This is a genomic window from Streptomyces sp. NPDC028907, assembly GCF_055564995.1.
Genome location: NZ_JBVHVE010000003.1, coordinates 61,567 through 81,852 on the forward strand (window position 1 = coordinate 61,567; position 20,286 = coordinate 81,852).

Sequence of the window (20,286 nt, forward strand, 5' to 3'; positions counted from 1 at the left end):
TCCCGAGTCGTTCATCCGGCATCAGGAATCAGATCTGTCCTCGAATTGACCAAGAACCAAGATCAAAAAGCCTCGCGGGCCGGGTCACCTGCCGCCCAGCCGCCCGCTCATCCACTCCAGCGTCCCCGGAATCTCACGCCGCCAGGTGTTGAAGTTGTGCCCTCCGCTTTCGAGGATGATCGACGAGATCCGCGTCAGCTTCGTGGCCTTCACGCGTTCAATGAACTTCAACGTGGCCTTGTAGTTGGATTCTCCAACTTTGCTGCTGCTGACAAGCAGTGAAGTGTCCGGAGCCGGCATGTGCTTGAGGTACCACCACAGGTTCGCGCGATTGCGCAGTTCCTTGTCGCCGTGGAAGAGATCGCCGGTGGTGGGGTCGATCGGCGCGTTGTAGTAGGCGGAAAGACCCGCCCCGGCGGCGTACACACGCGGGTGGTGCATGGCGAGCTTCAGCGCGCAGTAGCCGCCCGTGGAGTCGCCGATGATGCCCCAACTGCCCTGCCCGCGGGCCACCCTGTAGTGGCCGCTCACGGCATCGGGCAGGTCCTTGGCGAAGAACGTCTCGGTCTGCGGGCCGCCCGGAATGTCCACGCACTCCGTGTCCCTGGGCGGCGCCACCGTCGGCCGCATCATCACGAGGATCATCGGCTGCATACGGCCGTCCTCGGCGAGCTTCGCGGCCGTACGCGGATAGTCGAGCTTGTCCACCAGCGCCTGGGCCGTTCCGGGATACCCGGTCAGCACGACCGCCGCCGGGAACGTGCGGGTGCGGTACCGCGGCTGGAAGTACTCGGGCGGCAGATACACGTACGCGGGCGTGGCGATGTGTGTCGTACGGCCCACGACGGCGATCTTCTGGATCTGTCCGCCCGACTGCGGCCGCGCACTGGCCGCCCCCGGGACCCGTCGGGTCTCCACGACCTTCAGCGGCGCGTCGGTCGGCGTGTGGTCCACCACCACGCCCTGGCCCTTCTCCTGCCCGAACAGGTCGGCCCAGGTCGCATAGAAGCCGAAGGCCTGGTTGGCGGCGAGACCGACCGCCGTGAAGAGCATCAACTGTGTGGACAGCAGCAGGCCGACGCGGCCGCTCACGGCCCGCCAGCCGCGCCGCGCCAGCCGTGGCCACAGCCAGACCGTGCCGACGAACAGCCCTAGGGCGGCCAGCACCGCCAGCGCCAGCACCTTGTCGCTCGTGAGACCCATCGATGGTTACCTGTTCGCGCTTTCCGCCCGGTCCCACGCTTCCCCCGCGCTGCCTCCCCTGCTCCTTCGCAAGGGCTTGCCCCGGACTTTCCTTGGCCTTTGAAATGGTTTTGGGGAGCCGAGTGAACCTCTCCCCTCCAGACACCGTCCTAGAGGGCGCAATGTCGCCGGATGCCCGAATCGGCACCGGATCCAAGGTCTCTCGCAGAACTAATGGGATGCGATGTCTGTCAGGACAGATGTGGAAATGTCGGGTGTGGTTCCCCAGCGATCAAGTCAGACGCGGCACCTGCCGGGCCGAGTACGGCATCTGCTCCGCGGCCCGCGCCCGGAGGCCGTGCCGGTCCTCGTCGGCAGGGCCTGCGCCCTGGTGGGGCTGCTGGACATCGCCGCGGGCGTCTTCCCACGGTTTCGGCACAGCCGTATGCACGCCATCGCCGAGGTGCTGCCGGGCTCCACGGGCCCGTTCGCGGCCGCGCTGTCGCTGAGCGCCGGTGTGCTGCTGCTCCTGCTCGCCCACGGCCTCAAGCGGGGCAAGCGGCGGGCCTGGCGGGCCGCCGTCGTCCTGCTGCCGGCCGGCGCGGTGGCACAGTTCACGTACCGCCACTCCGTGGTGGGCGTCCTCATCTCACTGGCGCTGCTGGCCCCCCTGCTCATCCACCGCGACCAGTTCAGGGCCCTGCCCGACCCGCGCAGCAGGTGGCGGGCGCTCGCCAACTTCATCCTCATGAGCGCCGGTTCGCTCGCCCTCGGCCTGATCATCGTCAGCGCCCACCCGAACACCCTGGTCGGCGACCCCAGCCTGGCCGACCGCATCACACACGTCCTGTACGGCCTGTTCGGCTTCGAGGGCCCCGTCGACTACCAGGGCAACACCTCCTGGACCGTCGCCTTCTCCCTCGGCGCCCTCGGCTGGATCACCGCGGTCACCACGATCTACCTCGCCCTGCGCCCCGAACACCCCGCCGCACGCCTCACCGAGGACGACGAGGCACGCCTGCGCGCCCTGCTGGAGAAGCACGGCGCCCGCGACTCCCTCGGCCACTTCGCGCTGCGCCGCGACAAGGCCGTCGTCTTCTCCCCCAGCGGCAAGGCGGCCGTGACCTACCGCGTCGTCTCCGGCGTGATGCTCGCCAGCGGCGACCCGATCGGCGACGTCGAGGCCTGGCCCGGCGCCATCGAGCGCTTCATGGACGAGGCCCGCGCCCACTCCTGGACCCCGGCCGTCATGGGCTGCTCCGAGACCGGCGCCGAGGTGTGGACCCGCGAGACCGGGCTCGACGCCCTCGAACTGGGCGACGAGGCGGTGGTGGACGTCCCGGATTTCTCGCTCACCGGCCGCGCGATGCGGAACGTACGACAGATGGTCAAGCGCATCGAGCGCGCCGGTTACGAGACCCGGGTACGGCGCGTCCGTGACCTCGGCGAGACCGAGTTGGAGCGCATACGCCTCGCCGCCGACGACTGGCGCGGCACCGACACCGAGCGCGGCTTCTCCATGGCGCTCGGCCGCATCGGCGATCCCACCGACGGCGACTGCCTCATCGCCACCGCCCACAAGGCCGACGAGGAGCCGGGACCTTACGGCGACCTCAAGGCGATCCTCCACTTCGTGCCCTGGGGCACCGACGGGGCCTCCCTGGACCTGATGCGCCGCGACCGCTCCGCCGACCCCGGCATGAACGAACTGCTCATCGTGGCCGCCCTTCAGGCCGCCCCGAGGTTCGGCATCGCGCGCGTGTCCCTCAACTTCGCCATGTTCCGCTCCGCCCTGGCCCGCGGCGAGAAGATCGGCGCGGGACCGGTCCTGCGCGCCTGGCGGGGCCTGCTGGTCTTCCTGTCCCGCTGGTTCCAGATCGAGTCCCTGTACAAGTTCAACGCCAAGTTCCGGCCCCGCTGGGAGCCCCGCTTCGTGGTCTACCGGGCCTCCGCCGACCTGCCCCGGCTCGGCTTCGCCGCCATGCAGGCGGAGGGCTTCGTGAACCTGGCCCTGCCCCTGCCGCGCTTCCTGCGCCGCCGTACGACCGCCCCGCACCCATGCGCCCACGCGGTGGCGGAACGCGACGTCCGGGCCGCATAGTGGCAGACCGTTCGGCAGCGTCCCGAAGGGGCGCGGGGCTGTGTCTGACGTGCGGCTCCACCGCGTGGGCGCGACCAGCACAACGGGCCCGCAGCCGCCCACCGACCTGTTCCGGCACCTACAGTGGAGCGCTCAGCCCCCCAGCGGAGCGCCTACGCTGAACGTATGAGCAAGCAGAGCGGACGCGGGCGCGTCACGGGCCTTCCGCAGTGGGACCGGTGCGCGGTCATGGGAGTCGTCAACGTGACCCCCGACTCCTTCTCCGACGGCGGCCGCTGGTTCGACACGACGTCCGCCGTCAAGCACGGCCTCGCCCTGGTCGAGGAGGGCGCCGACCTGGTCGACGTCGGCGGCGAGTCCACCCGCCCCGGCGCCACCCGGGTCGACGAGGACGAGGAACTGCGCCGGGTCGTCCCCGTCGTCCGCGGCCTCGCCGCCGAGGGCGTCACCATCTCCGTCGACACCATGCGCGCCTCCGTCGCCGAGCAAGCCCTCGCCGCCGGCGCCGCCCTCGTCAACGACGTGAGCGGCGGCCTCGCCGACCCCGCGATGATCCCGGTCGTCGCGGACGCCGGCGCCCCCTTCGTCGTCATGCACTGGCGCGGCTTCCTGGAGGGCGGGAACGTCAAGGGTGTCTACGCCGACGTCGTCGCCGAGGTCGTCGACGAACTGCACGCGCGCGTGGAGGCCGTGCTGGCCGGCGGCATCGCCCCCGACCGCATCGTCGTCGACCCCGGACTCGGCTTCTCCAAGGACGCCGAGCACGACCTCGTCCTCCTCGCCCACCTCGACCGCCTCATCGCCCTCGGCCACCCCCTGCTCGTCGCCGCCTCCCGCAAGCGGTTCCTCGGCCGTGTCCTCGCCGGACCGCAGGGCGCGCCGCCGCCCGCCCGCGAGCGCGACGCCGCCACGGCCGCCGTCTCGGCGCTCGCCGCGCACGCCGGCGCCTGGGCGGTGCGCGTGCACGAGGTGCGCGCCACAGCGGACGCGGTGCGCGTCGCACGCGCCATCGAGGAGGCGCGCACTCCGGCGAGCACTCCGGGGACCACTCCCGGCGCGGACACCGCGGAAGGAGCCCGGTGAGCGCCCCCCACACCGACGTCGAGCAAGTCGAGGCCGCCAACACCGCCTTCTACGAGGCACTGGAGCGCGGCGACTTCGAGGAGCTCTCCTCGCTCTGGCTCACCCCGTCCGACCTGGGCGTCGACGAGACGTACCACGACCCGGCCGACGCCGGCGTGATCTCCTGTGTGCACCCCGGCTGGCCGGTACTCACCGGACGCGGCGAGGTGCTGCGGTCGTACGCGCTGATCATGGCGAACACCGACTACATCCAGTTCTTCCTCACCGACGTACATGTCTCCGTCACCGGCGACACCGCCCTGGTGAACTGCACCGAGAACATCCTCAGCGGCGGCCCCGCCCCCGACGGCGACGGGGAGCTCGGACCGCTCGTGGGCCAGCTCGTGGTCGCCACGAACGTGTTCCGGCGCACGCCCGACGGCTGGAAGCTCTGGTCGCACCACGCCTCACCGGTTCTGGCCGAAAACGACGAGGCCGAGGACGACGACACCCCGTCCTGAGTGGGTAGGCGACGGACAGGTACGACGCGAGAGCCGACGCGCGGGAGCCACCCGCAAGGAGGCCCGCGGGACCCCGCCGGGACCAAGAAGTGGTTGGAATCACGCCTGCGCGGGTAGGCGCGGCTACCAACCCATGAGGCGCCGGGTTCCCCAGGGGAAACACGCGATGAATCCTCTGGCCCCGGCCCGGACCCACGCCCCCGTGGCCCGGCCCTGTCAGTGCCCGCAGGTAGATTCGTTCGAGGCCGGTGTGCCGCCCGCACACGGCATCGACCGGCCGTCACCGACGATTGCAGGAGTGATTCGCGTGGATCGTGTCGCGCTGAGCGGCCTGAAGGCCCGCGGGTACCACGGCGTGTTCCCCGAGGAGCGCAAGGAGGGCCAGACCTTCGTCGTGGACCTCGTCCTCGGCCTGGACACCCGACCGGCCGCCGCCGACGACGACCTGGCGAAGACCGTGCACTACGGCGTCGTGGCGGAGGAGGTCGTGGCCGTCGTCGAGGGCGAACCGGTCAACCTCATCGAGACGCTCGCCGAGCGCATCGCCCAGGCCTGTCTGAAGCACGAAGGGGTCCAGGAGGTCGAGGTCCGCGTCCACAAGCCGAACGCGCCGATCACGGTCCCCTTCGACGACGTGACCGTCACCATCACCCGGAGCCGAGTATGACTGCACCCTTCATCAAGGGCCCCAGCGACCCGACCGTACAGCCGGTACCCGCCTCCGTCGTCGAGCAGGTCGACGCCGCCGACACCACCCTCCACAACCCGAAACGGGCCGTGATCTCCCTCGGCGCCAACCTCGGCAACCGCCTGGAGACCCTGCAAGGCGCCATCGACGCCCTGGAGGACACCCCGGGCGTACGCGTCAAAGGCGTCTCCCCGGTGTACGAGACGGAGCCCTGGGGCGTGGAGCCGGGCACCCAGCCCTCCTACTTCAACGCGATCGTGGTCCTCAAGACCACCCTCCCGCCGTCCTCCCTCCTGGAGCGGGCACACGCGGTCGAGGAGGCCTTCCACCGCGTACGGGACGAGCGCTGGGGCGCGCGCACCCTCGACGTCGACATCGTCGCGTACGCCGACGTCGTCTCCGACGACCCCACCCTGACGCTCCCCCACCCCCGCGCCCACGAACGGGCCTTCGTCCTCGCCCCCTGGCACGACCTGGAGCCCGAGGCCCAGCTGCCCGGCCGCGGCGCGGTCGCCGACCTGCTCGCCGTCGTCACCCGGGACGGCGTCAACCCGCGCATGGACCTGGAACTCCAGCTCCCCGAATAGTCGTTAAGGTCAAGACGGCCCACACTCCGTGGGCACCCGGGGGAGCTGAAGGGACACCGTGAGAGAGCTGCGCATCAGGATGCTGGCGGGCGTGTTCGTCGTCGCCGGCGTCCTGTCCTGGGCGGGTGCCCGCCTGTGGAACTCCGTCGGGACCCTGCCCAGCGTCCCCCTGGCCGCCCCCATCGTCCTGGCGGTCATCGCCGTGGTTCTGCTTGCCACGGCCCTGTCGATCCGCGCCCGCCTCAAGGCCCAGCGCGAACGCCGCCCCGAGGCCAAGGGCGTCGACCCCCTGATGGCCGCCCGTGCGGTCGTCTTCGGCCACGCCAGCGCCCTGGTCGCCGCCCTCGTCGCCGGCATGTACGGCGGCACCGGCGTCTTCCTCCTGGAGTCCCTCGACATCCCCGCCCGCCGTGATCAGGCCATCTACGCCGGCTTCTCCGTCCTGGCGGGCATCGGCGTGATAGCGGCGGCGATGTTCCTGGAGCGCGTGTGCAAGCTCCCGGAGGACGACGAACACGATGGGGCGGGGACGGCGCCTACGGTCTGACAGCGCCCGGTTCACCAGGGCCGGCGGACGAGGTGGCCGTTCACCAGGAAGCCGGGGTGGGGGTCGAGGCGGTAGCTGTAGAGGGTGAAGGGCTTAGCGCCCTCGGCCCTGCGTAACTGAACGTCGCGATGATCTGGGCCGGGGACGTCACGCTTGAGGTATCCAGAAGGGCGCGTGACCGGCTCCAGCCGAGCGGGGAGTCCATTGGCTTTGGTCAGGCACTCGGCGTACCGCGCCGCGAAGTGCTCCTCGTTGACGACGAGGGACACGCAGTTCTTGCCGACTGTCCCGTCAGCGCACGTGGCCCCGACGAAGTAGCCGAACTCATAGCCGGGCCGGATCGTCAGCCGCTCTCGGCACAGCTTCTTCGTATGAGTCCACGCAAGCACGCACCCTGCCGCGTCTACCGCAGGCATCCAGCCATCTGCGTGCTCAGCTCCTGATTCGCGGCCACAGTGAACGTCACGCGATCGGTCACCACATCGACGACCTCGCGCGCCTTGACCGCCGTCACCTCAACGACGGCCGTCTGCACCGTCCGCGTACCGTCCAGGCTCCAGAGCTTGGAGCCCACTTCGACGTTCCTCGCCGCGATCCCCCTTGATCAGCGATCAACTCACTGATCAAGGACGGTATCGGGCACCACTGACAATCGGGTCAGCGTGCCAGTATCAGGCTCATTGCCTCGGCCCGGGTCGTAGCGTCTCGAAGCTGACCGCGCACCGCCGACGTCGTGGTCTTGGCACCTGGCTTACGAATGCCGCGCACCGACATGCACATGTGCTCGGCCTCGATGACGACGATCACGCCCCGGGCTTCGAGAATCTTCATGAGGGAGTCGGCGACCTGCGTGGTGAGTCGTTCCTGCACCTGGAGGCGACGGGCGAACACCTCAACCAGCCGCGCCAGCTTCGACAGGCCCGTAATCTTGCCGCTTTCCGCCGGAATGTACCCAATGTGAGCTACGCCATGGAATGGCAACATATGGTGTTCACAGAGGCTGACGATTTCAATGTCCTTGACCAGCACCATCTCGTCATGCCCGATATCGAACGTAGTCGTCAGGACATCCTCAGGCTGCTGCGTATGTCCCGCCAGAAGCTCCCGATAAGCCCGCGCCACCCGCGCCGGCGTCTCCTTCAACCCCTCCCGATCGGGGTCCTCGCCGACCGCGATCAGCAGCTCACGCACGGCGTTCTCGGCGCGCTTCTCGTCGAACTCTCCGATGCGGCCCTCGCCGTCCAGCGTCACGGGGTCGGTCATGTGGTGCCTCGTTCCTCTGCGGGTCGCGCGCGTGTGGGCCACGTGCGCGTCTGAACTGCGGGCATACGAAAATGCCGCGCCCCCCAGGCTAAAACCTGGGGGGCGCGGCATCCATTCCGGGCCTGGTGGGGGTACCAGGGCCTGGGCGTCAGCTCTCCGGACGGTCCTCGGGGGCCGGCTCGGCCGCCGGGGCGGGCTCCGTGAGCGTGGACTTGGCGGTGGAGATCGCCGGGGTCGCGCCGTTGGCGCCGTTCGTCAGTGCGAGCTCCTTCGGGGAGAGCACCGGCGGACGGGTGGACGGCGTGCGGCGGGAGGAGCCGGTCCAGGCGGGACGCGGCGGACGCTTGACGATGGGGGCGAAGATCTCGGCGATCTCCTCCTTGCCCAGCGTCTCCCTCTCCAGCAGCTGAAGCACCAGGTTGTCGAGGACGTCGCGGTTCTCGACCAGGATCTCCCAGGCCTCGTTGTGCGCGTTCTCGATCAGCTTCTTGACTTCCTCGTCCACCAGCGCGGCGACCTCTTCCGAGTAGTCGCGCTGGTGAGCCATCTCACGTCCGAGGAACGGCTCGGTGTTGTCGCCGCCGAACTTGATGGCTCCGAGACGCTCGGTCATGCCGTACTGCGTGACCATCGCGCGGGCCGTGGTCGTGGCCTTCTCGATGTCGTTCGCAGCGCCCGTGGTCGGGTCATGGAAGACGAGTTCCTCGGCCGCGCGGCCGCCCAGCATGTAGGCCAGCTGGTCCAGCATCTCGTTGCGGGTCGTGGAGTACTTGTCCTCGTCCGGCAGGACCATCGTGTAGCCGAGGGCACGGCCTCTGGAGAGGATCGTGATCTTGTGGACCGGGTCGGAGTTCGGGGAGGCCGCCGCGACCAGGGCGTGTCCGCCCTCGTGGTACGCGGTGATCTTCTTCTCCTTGTCCGACATGATCCGGGTCCGCTTCTGCGGGCCCGCCACGACGCGGTCGATGGCCTCGTCCAGCATCTGGTTGTCGATGAGCTTCTTGTCCGAGCGGGCCGTGAGCAGCGCGGCCTCGTTCAGGACGTTCGACAGATCGGCACCCGTGAAGCCGGGGGTGCGGCGGGCGACCGCCGACAGGTCGACGTCCGGGGCGACCGGCTTGCCCTTCTGGTGGACCTTGAGGATCTCCAGACGGCCCTGCATGTCCGGGCGGTCGACCGCGATCTGGCGGTCGAAGCGGCCGGGGCGCAGCAGCGCCGGGTCGAGGATGTCGGGGCGGTTCGTGGCGGCGATCAGGATCACGCCGCCCTTCACGTCGAAGCCGTCCATCTCGACGAGCAGCTGGTTCAGGGTCTGCTCGCGCTCGTCGTGACCGCCGCCGAGGCCGGCGCCGCGGTGGCGGCCGACCGCGTCGATCTCGTCGACGAAGACGATCGCCGGGGCGTTCGCCTTGGCCTGCTCGAACAGGTCTCGGACTCGGGAGGCACCGACACCGACGAACATCTCGACGAAGTCGGAACCGGAGATCGAGTAGAAGGGGACGCCCGCCTCGCCGGCGACGGCGCGCGCGAGGAGCGTCTTACCGGTGCCGGGAGGCCCGTAGAGCAGTACGCCCTTGGGGATCTTGGCACCGACGGCCTGGAACTTCGCCGGTTCCTGGAGGAACTCCTTGATCTCGTGGAGTTCCTCGACCGCCTCGTCCGAGCCGGCGACGTCCGCGAACGTCGTCTTCGGGGTGTCCTTGGTGATGAGCTTGGCCTTGGACTTCCCGAAGTTCATGACTCGGGAGCCGCCGCCCTGCATCTGGTTCATCAGGAACAGGAACACGACGACGATGAGAACGAAGGGCAGCAGGGAGAGCAGGATGCCGACGAACGGGTTCTGCTTGGACGGCGAGACCGTGTAGCCGTCGGGGATCTGCTTCTGCTGGTACTTGTTCTGCAGCGTGTTGGCGATGTCGACGCCCTGGTCGCCGATGTAGCTCGCCTGGATCTTGGTGGCGCCCTCGACCTTTTGGCCGTCCTTGAGTTGCGCCTTGACGATCTGTTCGTCGCCGGTGGTCAGCTTGACCGACTCGACCTTGTTTTCATTGATCGCCTGAACGACCTGGCCGGTGTCCACCGTCTTGTAGCCGCCGGACGAGCCGACGACCTGCATCAACACGACCACGGCAAGGACGGCCAGCACGATCCACATGACCGGCCCACGGAAGTATCGCTTCACGTCCATCCATACGGAGCGGTGTCGCCCCGTCCCTCCTGCCATAGTGAGTTTGATAAGACAGTTCTTCTGACGGTACCCCAGCTTCGACGACCGTAGCCGCACGGGAGGGCTGGCAAGCCCGTCTGCATGCTCCAACGGCGCGAGGCCCGCCGGGGTTCCCGATCTTCGTACGGTGCTTGGGCCCTTCGGGTCCGGTCGCCCGGACCGGCGGGCTCAGCCTCCGTAGACGTGGGGCGCGAGCGTACCGACGAACGGGAGGTTGCGGTACTTCTCGGCGTAGTCGAGGCCGTAGCCGACGACGAACTCGTTGGGGATGTCGAAGCCCACCCACTCCACGTCGATGGCGACCTTCGCGGCGTCCGGCTTGCGCAGGAGCGTGCACACCTTCAGGGAGGCGGGCTCGCGGGAGCCGAGGTTGTTGATCAGCCAGGACAGGGTCAGGCCGGAGTCGATGATGTCCTCGACGATCAGGACGTGCCGGCCCTTGATGTCGGTGTCGAGGTCCTTGAGGATCCGCACGACCCCGGAGGACTGGGTGCCGGCCCCGTAGGACGACACCGCCATCCAGTCCATGGTGACGGGGGTGGACAGCGCCCGGGCGAGGTCCGCCATGACCATCACCGCGCCCTTGAGGACGCCGACGATGAGCAGGTCCTTGCCCGCGTACTCCGCGTCGATCTTCGCGGCCAGCTCGACCAGCTTGGCGTCGATCTCTTCCTTGGTGATGAGTACCTCTTGGAGGTCGGCACCCATGTCTTTCGCGTCCACCCGCATCACTTTCGGTCGTCCCACCGGCCGGTCCGGCCGCTCCCGCGACCCCGCTGGAGGGGGCCGGTGGGAGGTCCGGTTTCAGCCTTGCCGAATCACCAGTCTGCCACCCTGACGCTGGGCGACGACTTTGCCGGGGAGATTGATGGCTCCCTGGCCGCGCCAGCCGGTGATCAGGCGGTCGACTTCCTCGATGTGGCGGGCGAACAGCGCACCGGCGGGTGCTCCGGCCTCGATGGCGGCGCGGCGCAGGATCCGGCGGCGTACGGCGGGCGGCAGCGCGTAGAGCTTGGCGCATTCCAGGAGGCCGGCCGAGTCGCGTACGGCGGCCTCGGCCTGGCGGGCCCAGGCGTCGAGGGCGTCGGCGTCGTCGCGGGAGAGCTGGGCCGTCCGGGCGAGGGCCTCGACGACGCCCTTGCCGAGGGCCTTCTCCAGAGCCGGCAGGCCTTCCTGGCGCAGCCGCGAGCGGGTGTACGCGGGGTCGGCGTTGTGGGGGTCGTCCCAGACCGGCAGGGACTGGACCATGCAGGCTTTGCGGGCGGTCTGCCGGTCGAGTCCGAGAAAGGGGCGCCGGTAGCGGCCGCCGGCCCCCGAGACCGCGGCCATTCCGGACAGGGAGCGGATGCCGGAGCCGCGGGCGAGGCCGAGCAGGACGGTCTCGGCCTGGTCGTCGCGGGTGTGGCCGAGCAGGACGGCGGTGGCGCCGTGGCGGACGGCGGCGTCGTCGAGGGCGGCGTAGCGGGCGTCGCGGGCGGCGGCCTCGGGTCCGCCCGCGCGGCCGACGGTGACGGCGACGGATTCGGCCGGTTCGAGGCCGAGTTCGCGCATGCGCAGGACTACTTCCTCGGCGCGTAGGTCGGAGCCGGGCTGAAGGCCGTGGTCGACGGTGATGCCACCGGCGCGGATGTCGAGTTTGCGGGCCTCGAAGGCGAGGGCGGAGGCGAGGGCCATGGAGTCGGCGCCGCCGGAACACGCCACGAGCACGAGCGGGGAGGGGGGTCGCTCGTGCGGGGCGGCGCGCGGGGGCTCCTGCGGGGTGGCGCCGGGGAGCTCGTACGACGGTTCGGGCGCCGTGTCGTGCGCGGCGGGTGTGGCGCCGGTCGAGGGCGCGGGCAGCACCGCGGGCGGCGTGGCGTGCGCGAGCTCGTACGAGGTCGCGCGCGGGCGGCCGGGCGCGGGGGCGTCGGCGGTGCGGCTGTGTTCGGTGAGGATGTCGTGGAGGACGCGGCGGACCGCCAGGCGTATCGCCGCGACCGCAGGATGGGGACCCATGTCCGGTTCCCTTCATGAAATTGTCGGGGGGTGAGCCCGAGCTCGGTCACTCAGAGTGTGTAGATGGTGACAGAACCGGGCGGTTCCCCGAGCATTGCACGCCTACCCATGGCTCACGGTCCCTCGGACGGGTGATTGGAGGGGCGTTCGCCTGCCGTCGGCCGGATTCGGTTCACGACGTTCGTATGAGATGCACGCCGCGGCGCGGGATTCACGACTCCGCCTTGCGGTGCACCCGCGCGATCCAGTCCGCGGGTTTGGCGATCTCCGCCTTGGTCGGGAGGGTGTTGGGGGAGGTCCACACGCGGTTGAAGCCGTCCATGCCGACCTGGTCGTGGACGGCCCGTACGAAGCGTTCGCCGTCGCGGTACTGCCTGAGTTTGGCGTCGAGGCCGAGCAGTTTGCGCAGGGCCATGTCCAGCCTTGAGGCGCCCTTGGCCCGTCGCTGCTGGAACTTCTCACGGATCTCGGCGACGGTCGGGACGACCTGGGGGCCGACGCCGTCCATCACGAAGTCGGCGTGGCCCTCCAGGAGGGACATCACGGCGGTGAGGCGGCCGAGGATCTCCCGCTGGGCCGGGGTCTGCACCAGTTCGACGAAAGAACGTCCGCCGTCGTCCTCCTCGGCCTCGGGGCGGCCGCCCGAAAGGGACTGCGCGGCCTCGCGGATGCGTTCGAGGACGGTCATGGGGTCGACGTCGGTCTCCCCCAAGAAAGACTGGATTTCGCCCTCCAGGTGGTCCCGCAGCCACGGGACGGCGCTGAACTGCGTGCGGTGCGTCTCCTCGTGCAGGCACACCCAGAGGCGGAAGTCGTGGGGCTGTACGTCCAGTTCGCGCTCCACGTGCACGATGTTGGGGGCGACGAGGAGGAGTCGGCCGCCGCCGTTCTCGCCCGCCGGGAGTTCGCGGGTGGCGGGGGCGAAGGTCTCGTACTGGCCGAGGACGCGGGAGGCCAGGAAGGACAGCAGCATGCCGAGTTCGACGCCGGTGACCTTGCCGCCGACGGCTCCGAGGACCGCGCCGCCGGTGCTGCCGCTGCGCCGCTCCTGCATCTTTTCGAGCAAGGGCTTGAGGATCTGGCGGAAGCCGGCGACGTTCGCCCGTACCCAGCCGGGGCGGTCGACGACGAGGACGGGGGTGTCGTGGGTGTCCTCCGTGCCCATACGAGTGAAGCCCCGGACGTGTTCCTCCGAGGCCTTGGCATGTCGGCGCAGCTCGGCGACGACGGCCCTGGCCTCGTCGCGGCTCACCTCGGGGCCCGGCCGCACGAGCCGGGTCGCGGTCGCCACCGCGAGATTCCAGTCGACCATCTCGGCACCACCGATGCTCGTCATGTGTCAACCGTACGTGAGCGTTACCACTTGGGGCAGGCCGTGGGGGTTGGTGGGGGCACGGGGTGTTTGACGGGGCTCGGCGTCGTGGCGGGCGTCCCGGGTCGGCAGGGGCCGGGGCTGCCAGGGCGGCGGTCGGCGTTGCAGGCCGTGCGGGTCGGTGGGCCCGGGCCACAGGTGTTGGGAGGCGACTCGGCGTCCTGAGCGCCGCGATCGGGTCGGCAGGCGCCGAGGGATGGTCGAGCGGTGCCCGGGGCCGCAGGCCGTGCCCACCCGTTCCGCCGTGCGGAACGACTGCCCGCGGCGGGGGACGGCAGCGGGGGCGCGCGGTGGACGGCGGCAGGGGGCGTGGGCGGGTGGCGGCAGGCGGCGGCTGGCGGCAGCAGGGGGCGTGGGCGGACGGCTGAGAGCTGACGGCTGACGGCTGACGGCAGCAGGGGCGTGGGCGGACGGCGGGGGTCGGAGCCGGACGGCGGGGGTGGACGACGGCCGGCGGGCGGGGGCCGCTAGGCGCAGCCGCAGGACGCCAGGGCCGTTGCCGTTCTGTCGAGGGCCGCTCGGGCCGCTTCCGTGTTGGCGCCGGTGGACAGGAAGGCGAAGGCGAGGAGGTGGCCGTCCTGGTCGACGACTGTGCCGGCCAGGGAGTTCACGCCGTTCAGGGTGCCGGTTTTCGCTCGGACGACGCCGGCCGCGCCGTCTGTGTAGCGGGTGGTCAGGGTGCCGGTGAAGCCGGCGACGGGGAGGCCGGTCAGGACCGGGCGGAGTTCGGGGTGGGCCGGGTCGGCCGCCTTGGCGAGGAGGGCCGTGAGCAGGTCCGCGGTGAGTTTGTCGTCGCGGTCGAGGCCGCTGCCGTCCTTGAAATCGGCTCCCGTCACCGGCAGCCCGAGCTTCTTCAGCCGGTCCTCGATCGCCTTGCCCGCGCCGTCGAAGTCGGCGCGCGCGCCGCTCGCCACGGCGGTCTGGCGGGCGAGGTGCTCGGCGATGTCGTTGTCGCTGTTGGTGAGCATCCGCTCCACCAGGGCGGACATCGGCGGTGAGGTGACCTCGGCCAGCGACTGGGCCCGGTTGGTCGCCTTCGACGGGCCCGGCGCCGTGGTCTTGACCCCGCGGTCCGCGAGGAGCGCCGCGAACTGGGTCGCCGCGTCCTTGGCCGGATCCTCCACGCGCCTCACCGGCCCGCTGGTGGAGTCGTTCGTACGGGCCTCGTCGACCATGAGGGCGCTGACCGGGGCCAGGTTGCCGTTGACGCCGATGGGGTGCAGTTCGGGGCCGGCGTAGAGCGTCTTGTCGTACGAAAAGGTGACCTCGCGTACGTCCCGTTTCTTCAGGGACTCGGCCGTGCGGTCGGCGAGGTCGCGCAGGCTCGCCCAGCCGTCGGCGTCCTTGCGTGCGGTCAGCGTGGGGTCGCCGCCGCCGACCAGGACGAGTTCCTTGGTGTCGGGTTCCAGGACCGTGCGGGTGGTCAGGCGGTGGTCGGGGCCCAGTGCGGTGAGCACGGCCACGGCGGTGGCGATCTTCGTCGTGGAGGCGGGGGTGAGGGGCTCGTCGGCGGCCTCGCCGTAGAGCCGCTTGCCGGTGGCCACGTCGACGACCGCCGCCGTCCTGCGGTCACCGAGCTCCGGATCGTCCAGGAGCGGTTCCAGGAGGCCGGCGAGGGCCTTGGCGCTCGGGGCGGCCTGGGCGGTGCCGACGCCGCCGCCCAGGCCGGGCAGGACGGAGGCCGCGCTGGGGGCGGGACGGGGCGTGTCGGCGGCCGTATCGGACGTATCGGAATTACGGCCGTGATCTGCGCCACCCGTGCGCTCCTGGACGGCCGCCCGGTCCCGCTCGGCCGTACGCTGACCGCTGGAGTCCCAGGGGCCGGCGACGGTCACCACTCCGGCGGCCAGCGCCAGTCCGGCGGTGGCGGCACCGGCGGTGTACTGCCAGGTCTTCGGCTTGCGTGTCCGCGCGACCTGCGGGGAAGCGGCTCGCGCGAGCCGTACGACCCGCGGTTTCACGGCCGTCGCGGCGCGTGCGAGACGTGGCCGTACTGCCTCCGCGGCCCGTGCCAGACGGGGTCGTACGGCGCCCGCGACCCGCGTCACATGCGGTTTCGCGGCTCGCCACGGCCTCAGCTCTGGCACGACCACCAGCCCCTTTCGCGATCACACACCTGCGTGAGGGACACTTAACCACCAGAACTATGTGCTGATCATGGAGGAGCCACCGGTGGAGTTCGACGTCACGATCGAGATCCCGAAGGGTTCGCGGAACAAGTACGAGGTGGACCACGAGACCGGTCGGATCCGCCTGGACCGTCGACTCTTCACCTCGACCGCCTACCCGACCGACTACGGCTTCGTCGAGAACACCCTCGGCGAGGACGGCGACCCGCTGGACGCGCTGGTCATCCTGGATGAGCCGACCTTCCCGGGCTGCCTCATCAAGTGCCGCGCGATCGGCATGTTCCGGATGACGGACGAGGCCGGCGGCGACGACAAGCTGCTGTGCGTCCCGGCGACGGACCCGCGGGTGGAGCACCTGCGTGACATCCACCACGTCTCCGAGTTCGACCGCCTGGAGATCCAGCACTTCTTCGAGGTCTACAAGGACCTGGAGCCCGGCAAGTCCGTCGAGGGCGCCAACTGGGTGGGCCGGCAGGACGCCGAGATCGAGATCGAGCGGTCCTACAAGCGCTTCAAGGAGCAGGGCGGCCACTGAGCCGTGCTCCCGGCCACGGTCCTGAGCGGCCGTCGGCTCTCAGCCATGTGAACAGGCTGCACGCGTGCGCGTGCAGCCTGTTCGCGTGTGTGTGCGCATACTGAGTGCGGCAGGAGGTGTCGTACAGGGAGTGCTGCGCACGTGACGGACGCGGAGGACCGCAAGCCGCAGTCGGACGAGGCGAGGATGGCGTTCATCCCGCCCGCCGGTGTGGAGGTGGGGGACAGCGAGTCGGAGACCACGTCCGAGTTCGCCCTCCCCCAGGGCCTGGGCGTGCCACAGCCGCCGGTCCAGGAGCCCGAGGGGTCGGCGTTCAGCACGCCGAGCGGCTACAGCGTCGAGGACGCATCGCCCGCTTTCACGCCCGCCGGTGGCATACCGCGGATCAGCCTGACCAAGGACCTGCCCTGGCAGGACCGGATGCGCACCATGCTGCGCATGCCGGTGGCCGAGCGGCCCGCGCCGGAGCGGATGCCGAGGGCGGAGGAGGAGGGTCCGGCCGTCCCGCGCGTGCTGGACCTGACCCTGCGTATCGGCGAGCTGCTGCTGGCGGGCGGCGAGGGCGCGGAGGACGTCGAGGCGGCGATGTTCGCGGTCTGCCGGTCCTACGGCCTGGACCGCTGCGAGCCGAACGTCACCTTCACGCTGCTGTCGATCTCGTACCAGCCGTCGCTGGTGGACGACCCGGTCTCGGCGTCCCGCACGGTACGGCGGCGCGGCACCGACTACACGCGTCTGGCCGCCGTGTACCAGCTCGTAGACGACCTCAGCGACCCGGAGAGCCATATCTCCCTGGAGGAGGCCTACGGGCGGCTCGCGGAGATCCGCCGCAACCGGCACCCGTACCCGACCTGGGTGCTGACCTCGGCGAGCGGGCTGCTCGCGGGCGCCGCCTCCGTGCTGGTCGGCGGTGATCTGATCGTGTTCGTCGCGGCCGCGCTGGGCGCGATGCTCGGCGACCGGCTGGCGTGGCTGTGCGCGGGGCGCGGGCTGCCGGAGTTCTACCAGTTCACGGTGGCCGCGATGCCGCCGGCCGCGATCGGCGTCGCGCTGACGCTGGCGCACGTCGACGTGAAGGCGTCCGCGGTGATCACCGGTGGACTGTTCGCGCTGCTGCCCGGGCGGGCGCTGGTGGCGGGTGTGCAGGACGGGCTGACCGGGTTCTACATCACCGCCTCCGCGCGGCTGCTGGAGGTCACGTACTTCTTCGTCGGCATCGTCGTCGGCGTGCTGGTGATCCTGTACTTCGGCGTCAACCTCGGCGCCAAGCTCACCCCGGACGAGGCGCTGGGGGCCTCCGACCGGCCGTACTGGCAGATCGCCGCGTCGATGCTGCTGTCGCTGACCTTCGCGGTGCTGCTCCAGCAGGATCGATCCACCGTGACCGCCGTGACCCTCAACGGAGGTGTCGCGTGGGTGGTGTACGGCGCGATGCACTACGCCGGTGAGTTCTCGCCCGTGGCCTCCACGGCTGTGGCGGCCGGATTGGTGGGCTTGTTCGGGCAGTTGATGGCGCGGTATCGGTTCGCGTCGGCGTTGCCGTACACCACTGCGGCGATCGGGCCCCTGTTGCCGGGTTCGGCCACGTATTTCGGGCTGTTGGCGATCGCGCAGAACGATGTGAACAAGGGGCTGGTGTCGTTGGCCACGGCGGCTTCGTTGGCCATGGCCATCGCTATTGGGGTGAACCTCGGGGCCGAGATCTCGCGGATGTTCTTGCGGATCGGGTCGCCGGAGAAGCGGCGGGCCGCCAAGCGGACGCGGGGGTTCTGAGCGCCTGCCTTCCGGCCCCGCACTCCTAAGGGCGTTTCAGTAGCCCTCGTTGTAGGGGTACTGCTGGTTTCGCTGGGCGTTGTACTGCTGGTGGTCGCCGTAGCCCTGGGGATATTGCTGGGCGTACGGCTGCTGCTGGGGCTGCTGGTCGTAGTACTGCTGGTCGTAGCCGTACTGCTGCTGGCTGCCCTGCCCGCCCTGGTTGCCGTACTGCTGCTGGGGCTGGGGCTGGGGCTGGTCGTCGGACGGGATGCGGCGGAGTTGGGTCGTGGCGTCGTCCATCATCATGTGCTGCTGGGCCGACGCCGGGGCCGCCGGGGTCTCGGTCGCCGCCCGCTTCTTCTTGGCGCGCTCGCGCAGGTACTCGATGATGATCGGGACCACGGAGACGAAGACGATCAGGACGAGGATCGCCTCGACGTTCTTGTTGATGAAGTCGATCTGTCCGAGCCAGTAGCCCGCGAGGGTGACGCCGATGCCCCAGGCGATGCCGCCGATGATGTTGTACGTGAGGAACGTGGCGTACCTCATGCGGCCGGCGCCGGCCACGATGGGCGCGAAGGTGCGCACGATCGGCACGAAGCGGGCGAGGACGATCGCCTTGGGGCCGTACTTCTCCATGAACTCGTGGGCCTTGTCCAGGTTCTCCTGTTTGAAGAGCTTGGAGCCCGGCCGGTTGAAGATCTTCGGGCCGAAGAACTTGCCGATCATGTAGCCGACCTGGTCGCCGATGACGGCGGCCAGCACGATCAGGGTGCACACCAGCCACAGCGGCTGGCTGATGTACTGCCCCTGGGCCACGAACAGACCCGCCGTGAACAGCAGGGAGTCCCCGGGCAGGAAGGCGAAGAGGCCGGACTCGGCGAAGACGATCAGCAGGATGCCAGGCAGGCTGAACGTCTCGATCAGATAGTCCGGGCTGAGCCACTCGGGGCCGAGCGCAAGCGTGGTCACGGGATCGTGGCTCCTGCGGGGAGGGGGCGGGGGGTTGAAGCTGGCTGCTCAAATTATCAACGCTGCACCGGCCGCCCAGGTTCCATGGACCCCCTCAGGATGCACTGTGCCCCGGCTGGGACAAAGCTGTGGTTCATGGGCATCGAAGAGTTCGGCGGCGGTCAGGGACCCCGGCCCGACGTTCTGGTCGTGACCACGAACGACGTCCCCGGCCACCGCGTCACAGAGGTCGTCGGCGAGGTCTTCGGGCTGACTGTGCGCTCCCGGCACGTCGGCAGCCAGATCGGCGCCGGGCTGAAGTCGCTGGTCGGCGGTGAGCTCAAGGGGCTCACCAAGACGCTCGTGGAGACCCGCAACCAGGCCATGGAGCGTCTCGTGGACCAGGCACGCGCGCGTGGCGCGAACGGCGTGCTGGCCTTCCGCTTCGACGTGAGCGAGGCGGCCGACGTGGGCACCGAGGTGTGTGCCTACGGGACGGCGGTGGTCCTGGCCCGGGAGTAACCCGTACGGGGTCCGGCCCGGGAGTAACCCGTACGGGGTCCCGGGCCGGGCGCTATGCGGCGTGTCGGGCCGCGTTCGCGAGGATGGCCCCCCTGAGGTGTTCAGCGAGGCCCTCGTGCATCGAGTCGTAGTACGCCTTGAAACGCTCGTCGGAGACGTACATCTCGGCGAGACCCTTGTGCATCTCGTACGGGCACTCGAAGTACCACGTGCCGATGTGCCCGCGGTGTTCCTCGGCCATGTCCATGGCCCGCTCGCCGGTGGGCGGCTCGCCCGCGGCCACCAGGGCCGTGTAGCGCTCGCCCCAGTCGTTGACCTCGGCCTGGATGCGTTTCCAGTCCTCCTTGGTGTAGCGGGCGGCCCGGCGCTGTGACTCGGCGTACGCCTCGGTGCCGCCCCAGCGCTGCTCCGCCTCCTCGGCGTACTGCTCGGGGTCCTTGTCCCCGAACACCTCGAACTTCTCCTCCGGCGTCAGATTGATCCCCATCTTGCGTGCCTCCATGGCGTGCTCCACGGCCGCCGCCATCTTCTGCAGCTTCTCGATCCGTGCGGTCAGCAGTTCGTGCTGCCGGCGCAGATGTGCGCGCGGGTCCGCGTCCGGGTCGTCGAGCAGGGCGGCGACCTCCTCGAGCGGGAAGCCGAGTTCGCGGTAGAACAGGATCTGCTGCAGCCGGTCGAGGTCGGCGTCGCTGTAGCGCCGGTGGCCCGCGTGGCTGCGCTCGCTGGGTACGAGCAGGCCGATGTCGTCGTAGTGGTGCAGGGTGCGCACCGTCACCGCGGCGAATCCGGCGACCTGTCCCACGGAGTAGCTCACTTCCGCTCCCTTCTGTGTTACGCACTCCACGGTGA

Annotated in this window: 20 protein-coding genes; 9 read left to right on the plus strand and 11 right to left on the minus strand. The window is 70.1% G+C overall.

All coding sequences use genetic code 11. From position 1 onward, the window contains the following. Positions 1-84 precede the first annotated feature (84 nt). Complete coding sequence (locus tag ACZ4UU_RS09260; protein ID WP_468038013.1) at positions 85-1,203, minus strand: alpha/beta hydrolase; 1,119 nt, start codon at positions 1,201-1,203, stop codon at positions 85-87. Positions 1,204-1,450: 247 nt separating this feature from the next. On the opposite strand from ACZ4UU_RS09260, the gene ACZ4UU_RS09265 reads away from it, so the two are divergent. From ACZ4UU_RS09265 to ACZ4UU_RS09290, 6 genes are all read left to right on the plus strand, one after another. Further along, positions 1,451-3,283, plus strand: coding sequence for a phosphatidylglycerol lysyltransferase domain-containing protein (locus tag ACZ4UU_RS09265; RefSeq protein ID WP_468038015.1), 1,833 nt, complete (start codon positions 1,451-1,453; stop codon positions 3,281-3,283). A gap of 165 nt (positions 3,284-3,448) precedes the next feature. Continuing rightward, positions 3,449-4,366 carry a dihydropteroate synthase gene (gene folP, locus ACZ4UU_RS09270; protein WP_468038017.1) on the plus strand — a complete coding sequence of 306 codons (918 nt, stop codon included), beginning with the start codon at positions 3,449-3,451 and terminating at the stop codon, positions 4,364-4,366. Beyond that, on the plus strand, positions 4,363-4,866 hold the full coding sequence (locus ACZ4UU_RS09275; protein WP_468038019.1) for a nuclear transport factor 2 family protein: 504 nt from the start codon (positions 4,363-4,365) through the stop codon (positions 4,864-4,866). Before folP ends, ACZ4UU_RS09275 begins: the two co-directional genes overlap by 4 nt. A gap of 307 nt (positions 4,867-5,173) precedes the next feature. Continuing rightward, positions 5,174-5,533, plus strand: coding sequence for a dihydroneopterin aldolase (folB, locus tag ACZ4UU_RS09280; protein WP_468038021.1), 360 nt, complete (start codon positions 5,174-5,176; stop codon positions 5,531-5,533). After that, a complete protein-coding gene (folK, locus tag ACZ4UU_RS09285; RefSeq protein WP_468038023.1) occupies positions 5,530-6,141 on the plus strand; it encodes a 2-amino-4-hydroxy-6-hydroxymethyldihydropteridine diphosphokinase in 612 nt (203 codons plus the stop codon). The genes folB and folK overlap by 4 nt, the downstream gene beginning before the upstream one ends. 58 nt (positions 6,142-6,199) lie before the next feature. Continuing rightward, on the plus strand, positions 6,200-6,688 hold the full coding sequence (locus tag ACZ4UU_RS09290) for a DUF3180 domain-containing protein (protein WP_468038025.1): 489 nt from the start codon (positions 6,200-6,202) through the stop codon (positions 6,686-6,688). Positions 6,689-6,699: 11 nt separating this feature from the next. Here ACZ4UU_RS09290 and ACZ4UU_RS09295 read toward each other — a convergent pair whose 3' ends face one another. The 8 genes from ACZ4UU_RS09295 to dacB form a co-directional block, all read right to left on the minus strand. Continuing rightward, complete coding sequence (locus ACZ4UU_RS09295; protein ID WP_468038027.1) at positions 6,700-7,077, minus strand: hypothetical protein; 378 nt, start codon at positions 7,075-7,077, stop codon at positions 6,700-6,702. A 14-nt stretch (positions 7,078-7,091) separates the two neighbouring features. Beyond that, positions 7,092-7,262: a hypothetical protein gene (locus tag ACZ4UU_RS09300; RefSeq protein WP_468038029.1), complete on the minus strand. Its 171-nt coding sequence runs from the start codon at positions 7,260-7,262 to the stop codon at positions 7,092-7,094. A gap of 83 nt (positions 7,263-7,345) precedes the next feature. Beyond that, positions 7,346-7,951: a GTP cyclohydrolase I FolE gene (gene folE / locus ACZ4UU_RS09305; protein WP_356574481.1), complete on the minus strand. Its 606-nt coding sequence runs from the start codon at positions 7,949-7,951 to the stop codon at positions 7,346-7,348. A gap of 148 nt (positions 7,952-8,099) precedes the next feature. Next, a complete protein-coding gene (gene ftsH, locus ACZ4UU_RS09310; RefSeq protein WP_468038031.1) occupies positions 8,100-10,139 on the minus strand; it encodes an ATP-dependent zinc metalloprotease FtsH in 2,040 nt (679 codons plus the stop codon). A 207-nt stretch (positions 10,140-10,346) separates the two neighbouring features. Next, positions 10,347-10,907 (minus strand): hypoxanthine phosphoribosyltransferase, encoded by a 561-nt coding sequence (hpt, locus tag ACZ4UU_RS09315; protein WP_062723367.1) that lies wholly within the window; start codon positions 10,905-10,907, stop codon positions 10,347-10,349. A gap of 75 nt (positions 10,908-10,982) precedes the next feature. Continuing rightward, entirely contained in the window at positions 10,983-12,173 is a 1,191-nt protein-coding gene (gene tilS, locus ACZ4UU_RS09320) for a tRNA lysidine(34) synthetase TilS (RefSeq protein WP_468038033.1), read from the minus strand. 211 nt (positions 12,174-12,384) lie between these two features. Continuing rightward, on the minus strand, positions 12,385-13,509 hold the full coding sequence (locus ACZ4UU_RS09325) for a zinc-dependent metalloprotease (RefSeq protein WP_468038035.1): 1,125 nt from the start codon (positions 13,507-13,509) through the stop codon (positions 12,385-12,387). 503 nt (positions 13,510-14,012) lie between these two features. Then, entirely contained in the window at positions 14,013-15,638 is a 1,626-nt protein-coding gene (dacB, locus tag ACZ4UU_RS09330) for a D-alanyl-D-alanine carboxypeptidase/D-alanyl-D-alanine endopeptidase (protein WP_468038037.1), read from the minus strand. Positions 15,639-15,717: 79 nt separating this feature from the next. On the opposite strand from dacB, the gene ACZ4UU_RS09335 reads away from it, so the two are divergent. Continuing rightward, complete coding sequence (locus ACZ4UU_RS09335) at positions 15,718-16,209, plus strand: inorganic diphosphatase (protein ID WP_217207198.1); 492 nt, start codon at positions 15,718-15,720, stop codon at positions 16,207-16,209. A gap of 141 nt (positions 16,210-16,350) precedes the next feature. Then, complete coding sequence (locus tag ACZ4UU_RS09340; RefSeq protein ID WP_468038040.1) at positions 16,351-17,982, plus strand: threonine/serine exporter family protein; 1,632 nt, start codon at positions 16,351-16,353, stop codon at positions 17,980-17,982. A gap of 36 nt (positions 17,983-18,018) precedes the next feature. Here ACZ4UU_RS09340 and ACZ4UU_RS09345 read toward each other — a convergent pair whose 3' ends face one another. Beyond that, positions 18,019-18,936 (minus strand): DedA family protein, encoded by a 918-nt coding sequence (locus tag ACZ4UU_RS09345; protein ID WP_468038042.1) that lies wholly within the window; start codon positions 18,934-18,936, stop codon positions 18,019-18,021. Positions 18,937-19,071: 135 nt separating this feature from the next. Here ACZ4UU_RS09345 and ACZ4UU_RS09350 point away from each other — a divergent pair, with 135 nt between their 5' ends. Then, a complete protein-coding gene (locus ACZ4UU_RS09350) occupies positions 19,072-19,437 on the plus strand; it encodes a YbjQ family protein (RefSeq protein ID WP_468038044.1) in 366 nt (121 codons plus the stop codon). A 52-nt stretch (positions 19,438-19,489) separates the two neighbouring features. Here the strand turns inward: ACZ4UU_RS09350 and ACZ4UU_RS09355 are convergent, their stop codons facing one another. Continuing rightward, entirely contained in the window at positions 19,490-20,251 is a 762-nt protein-coding gene (locus ACZ4UU_RS09355; protein ID WP_468038046.1) for a MerR family transcriptional regulator, read from the minus strand. Positions 20,252-20,286 lie beyond the last annotated feature (35 nt).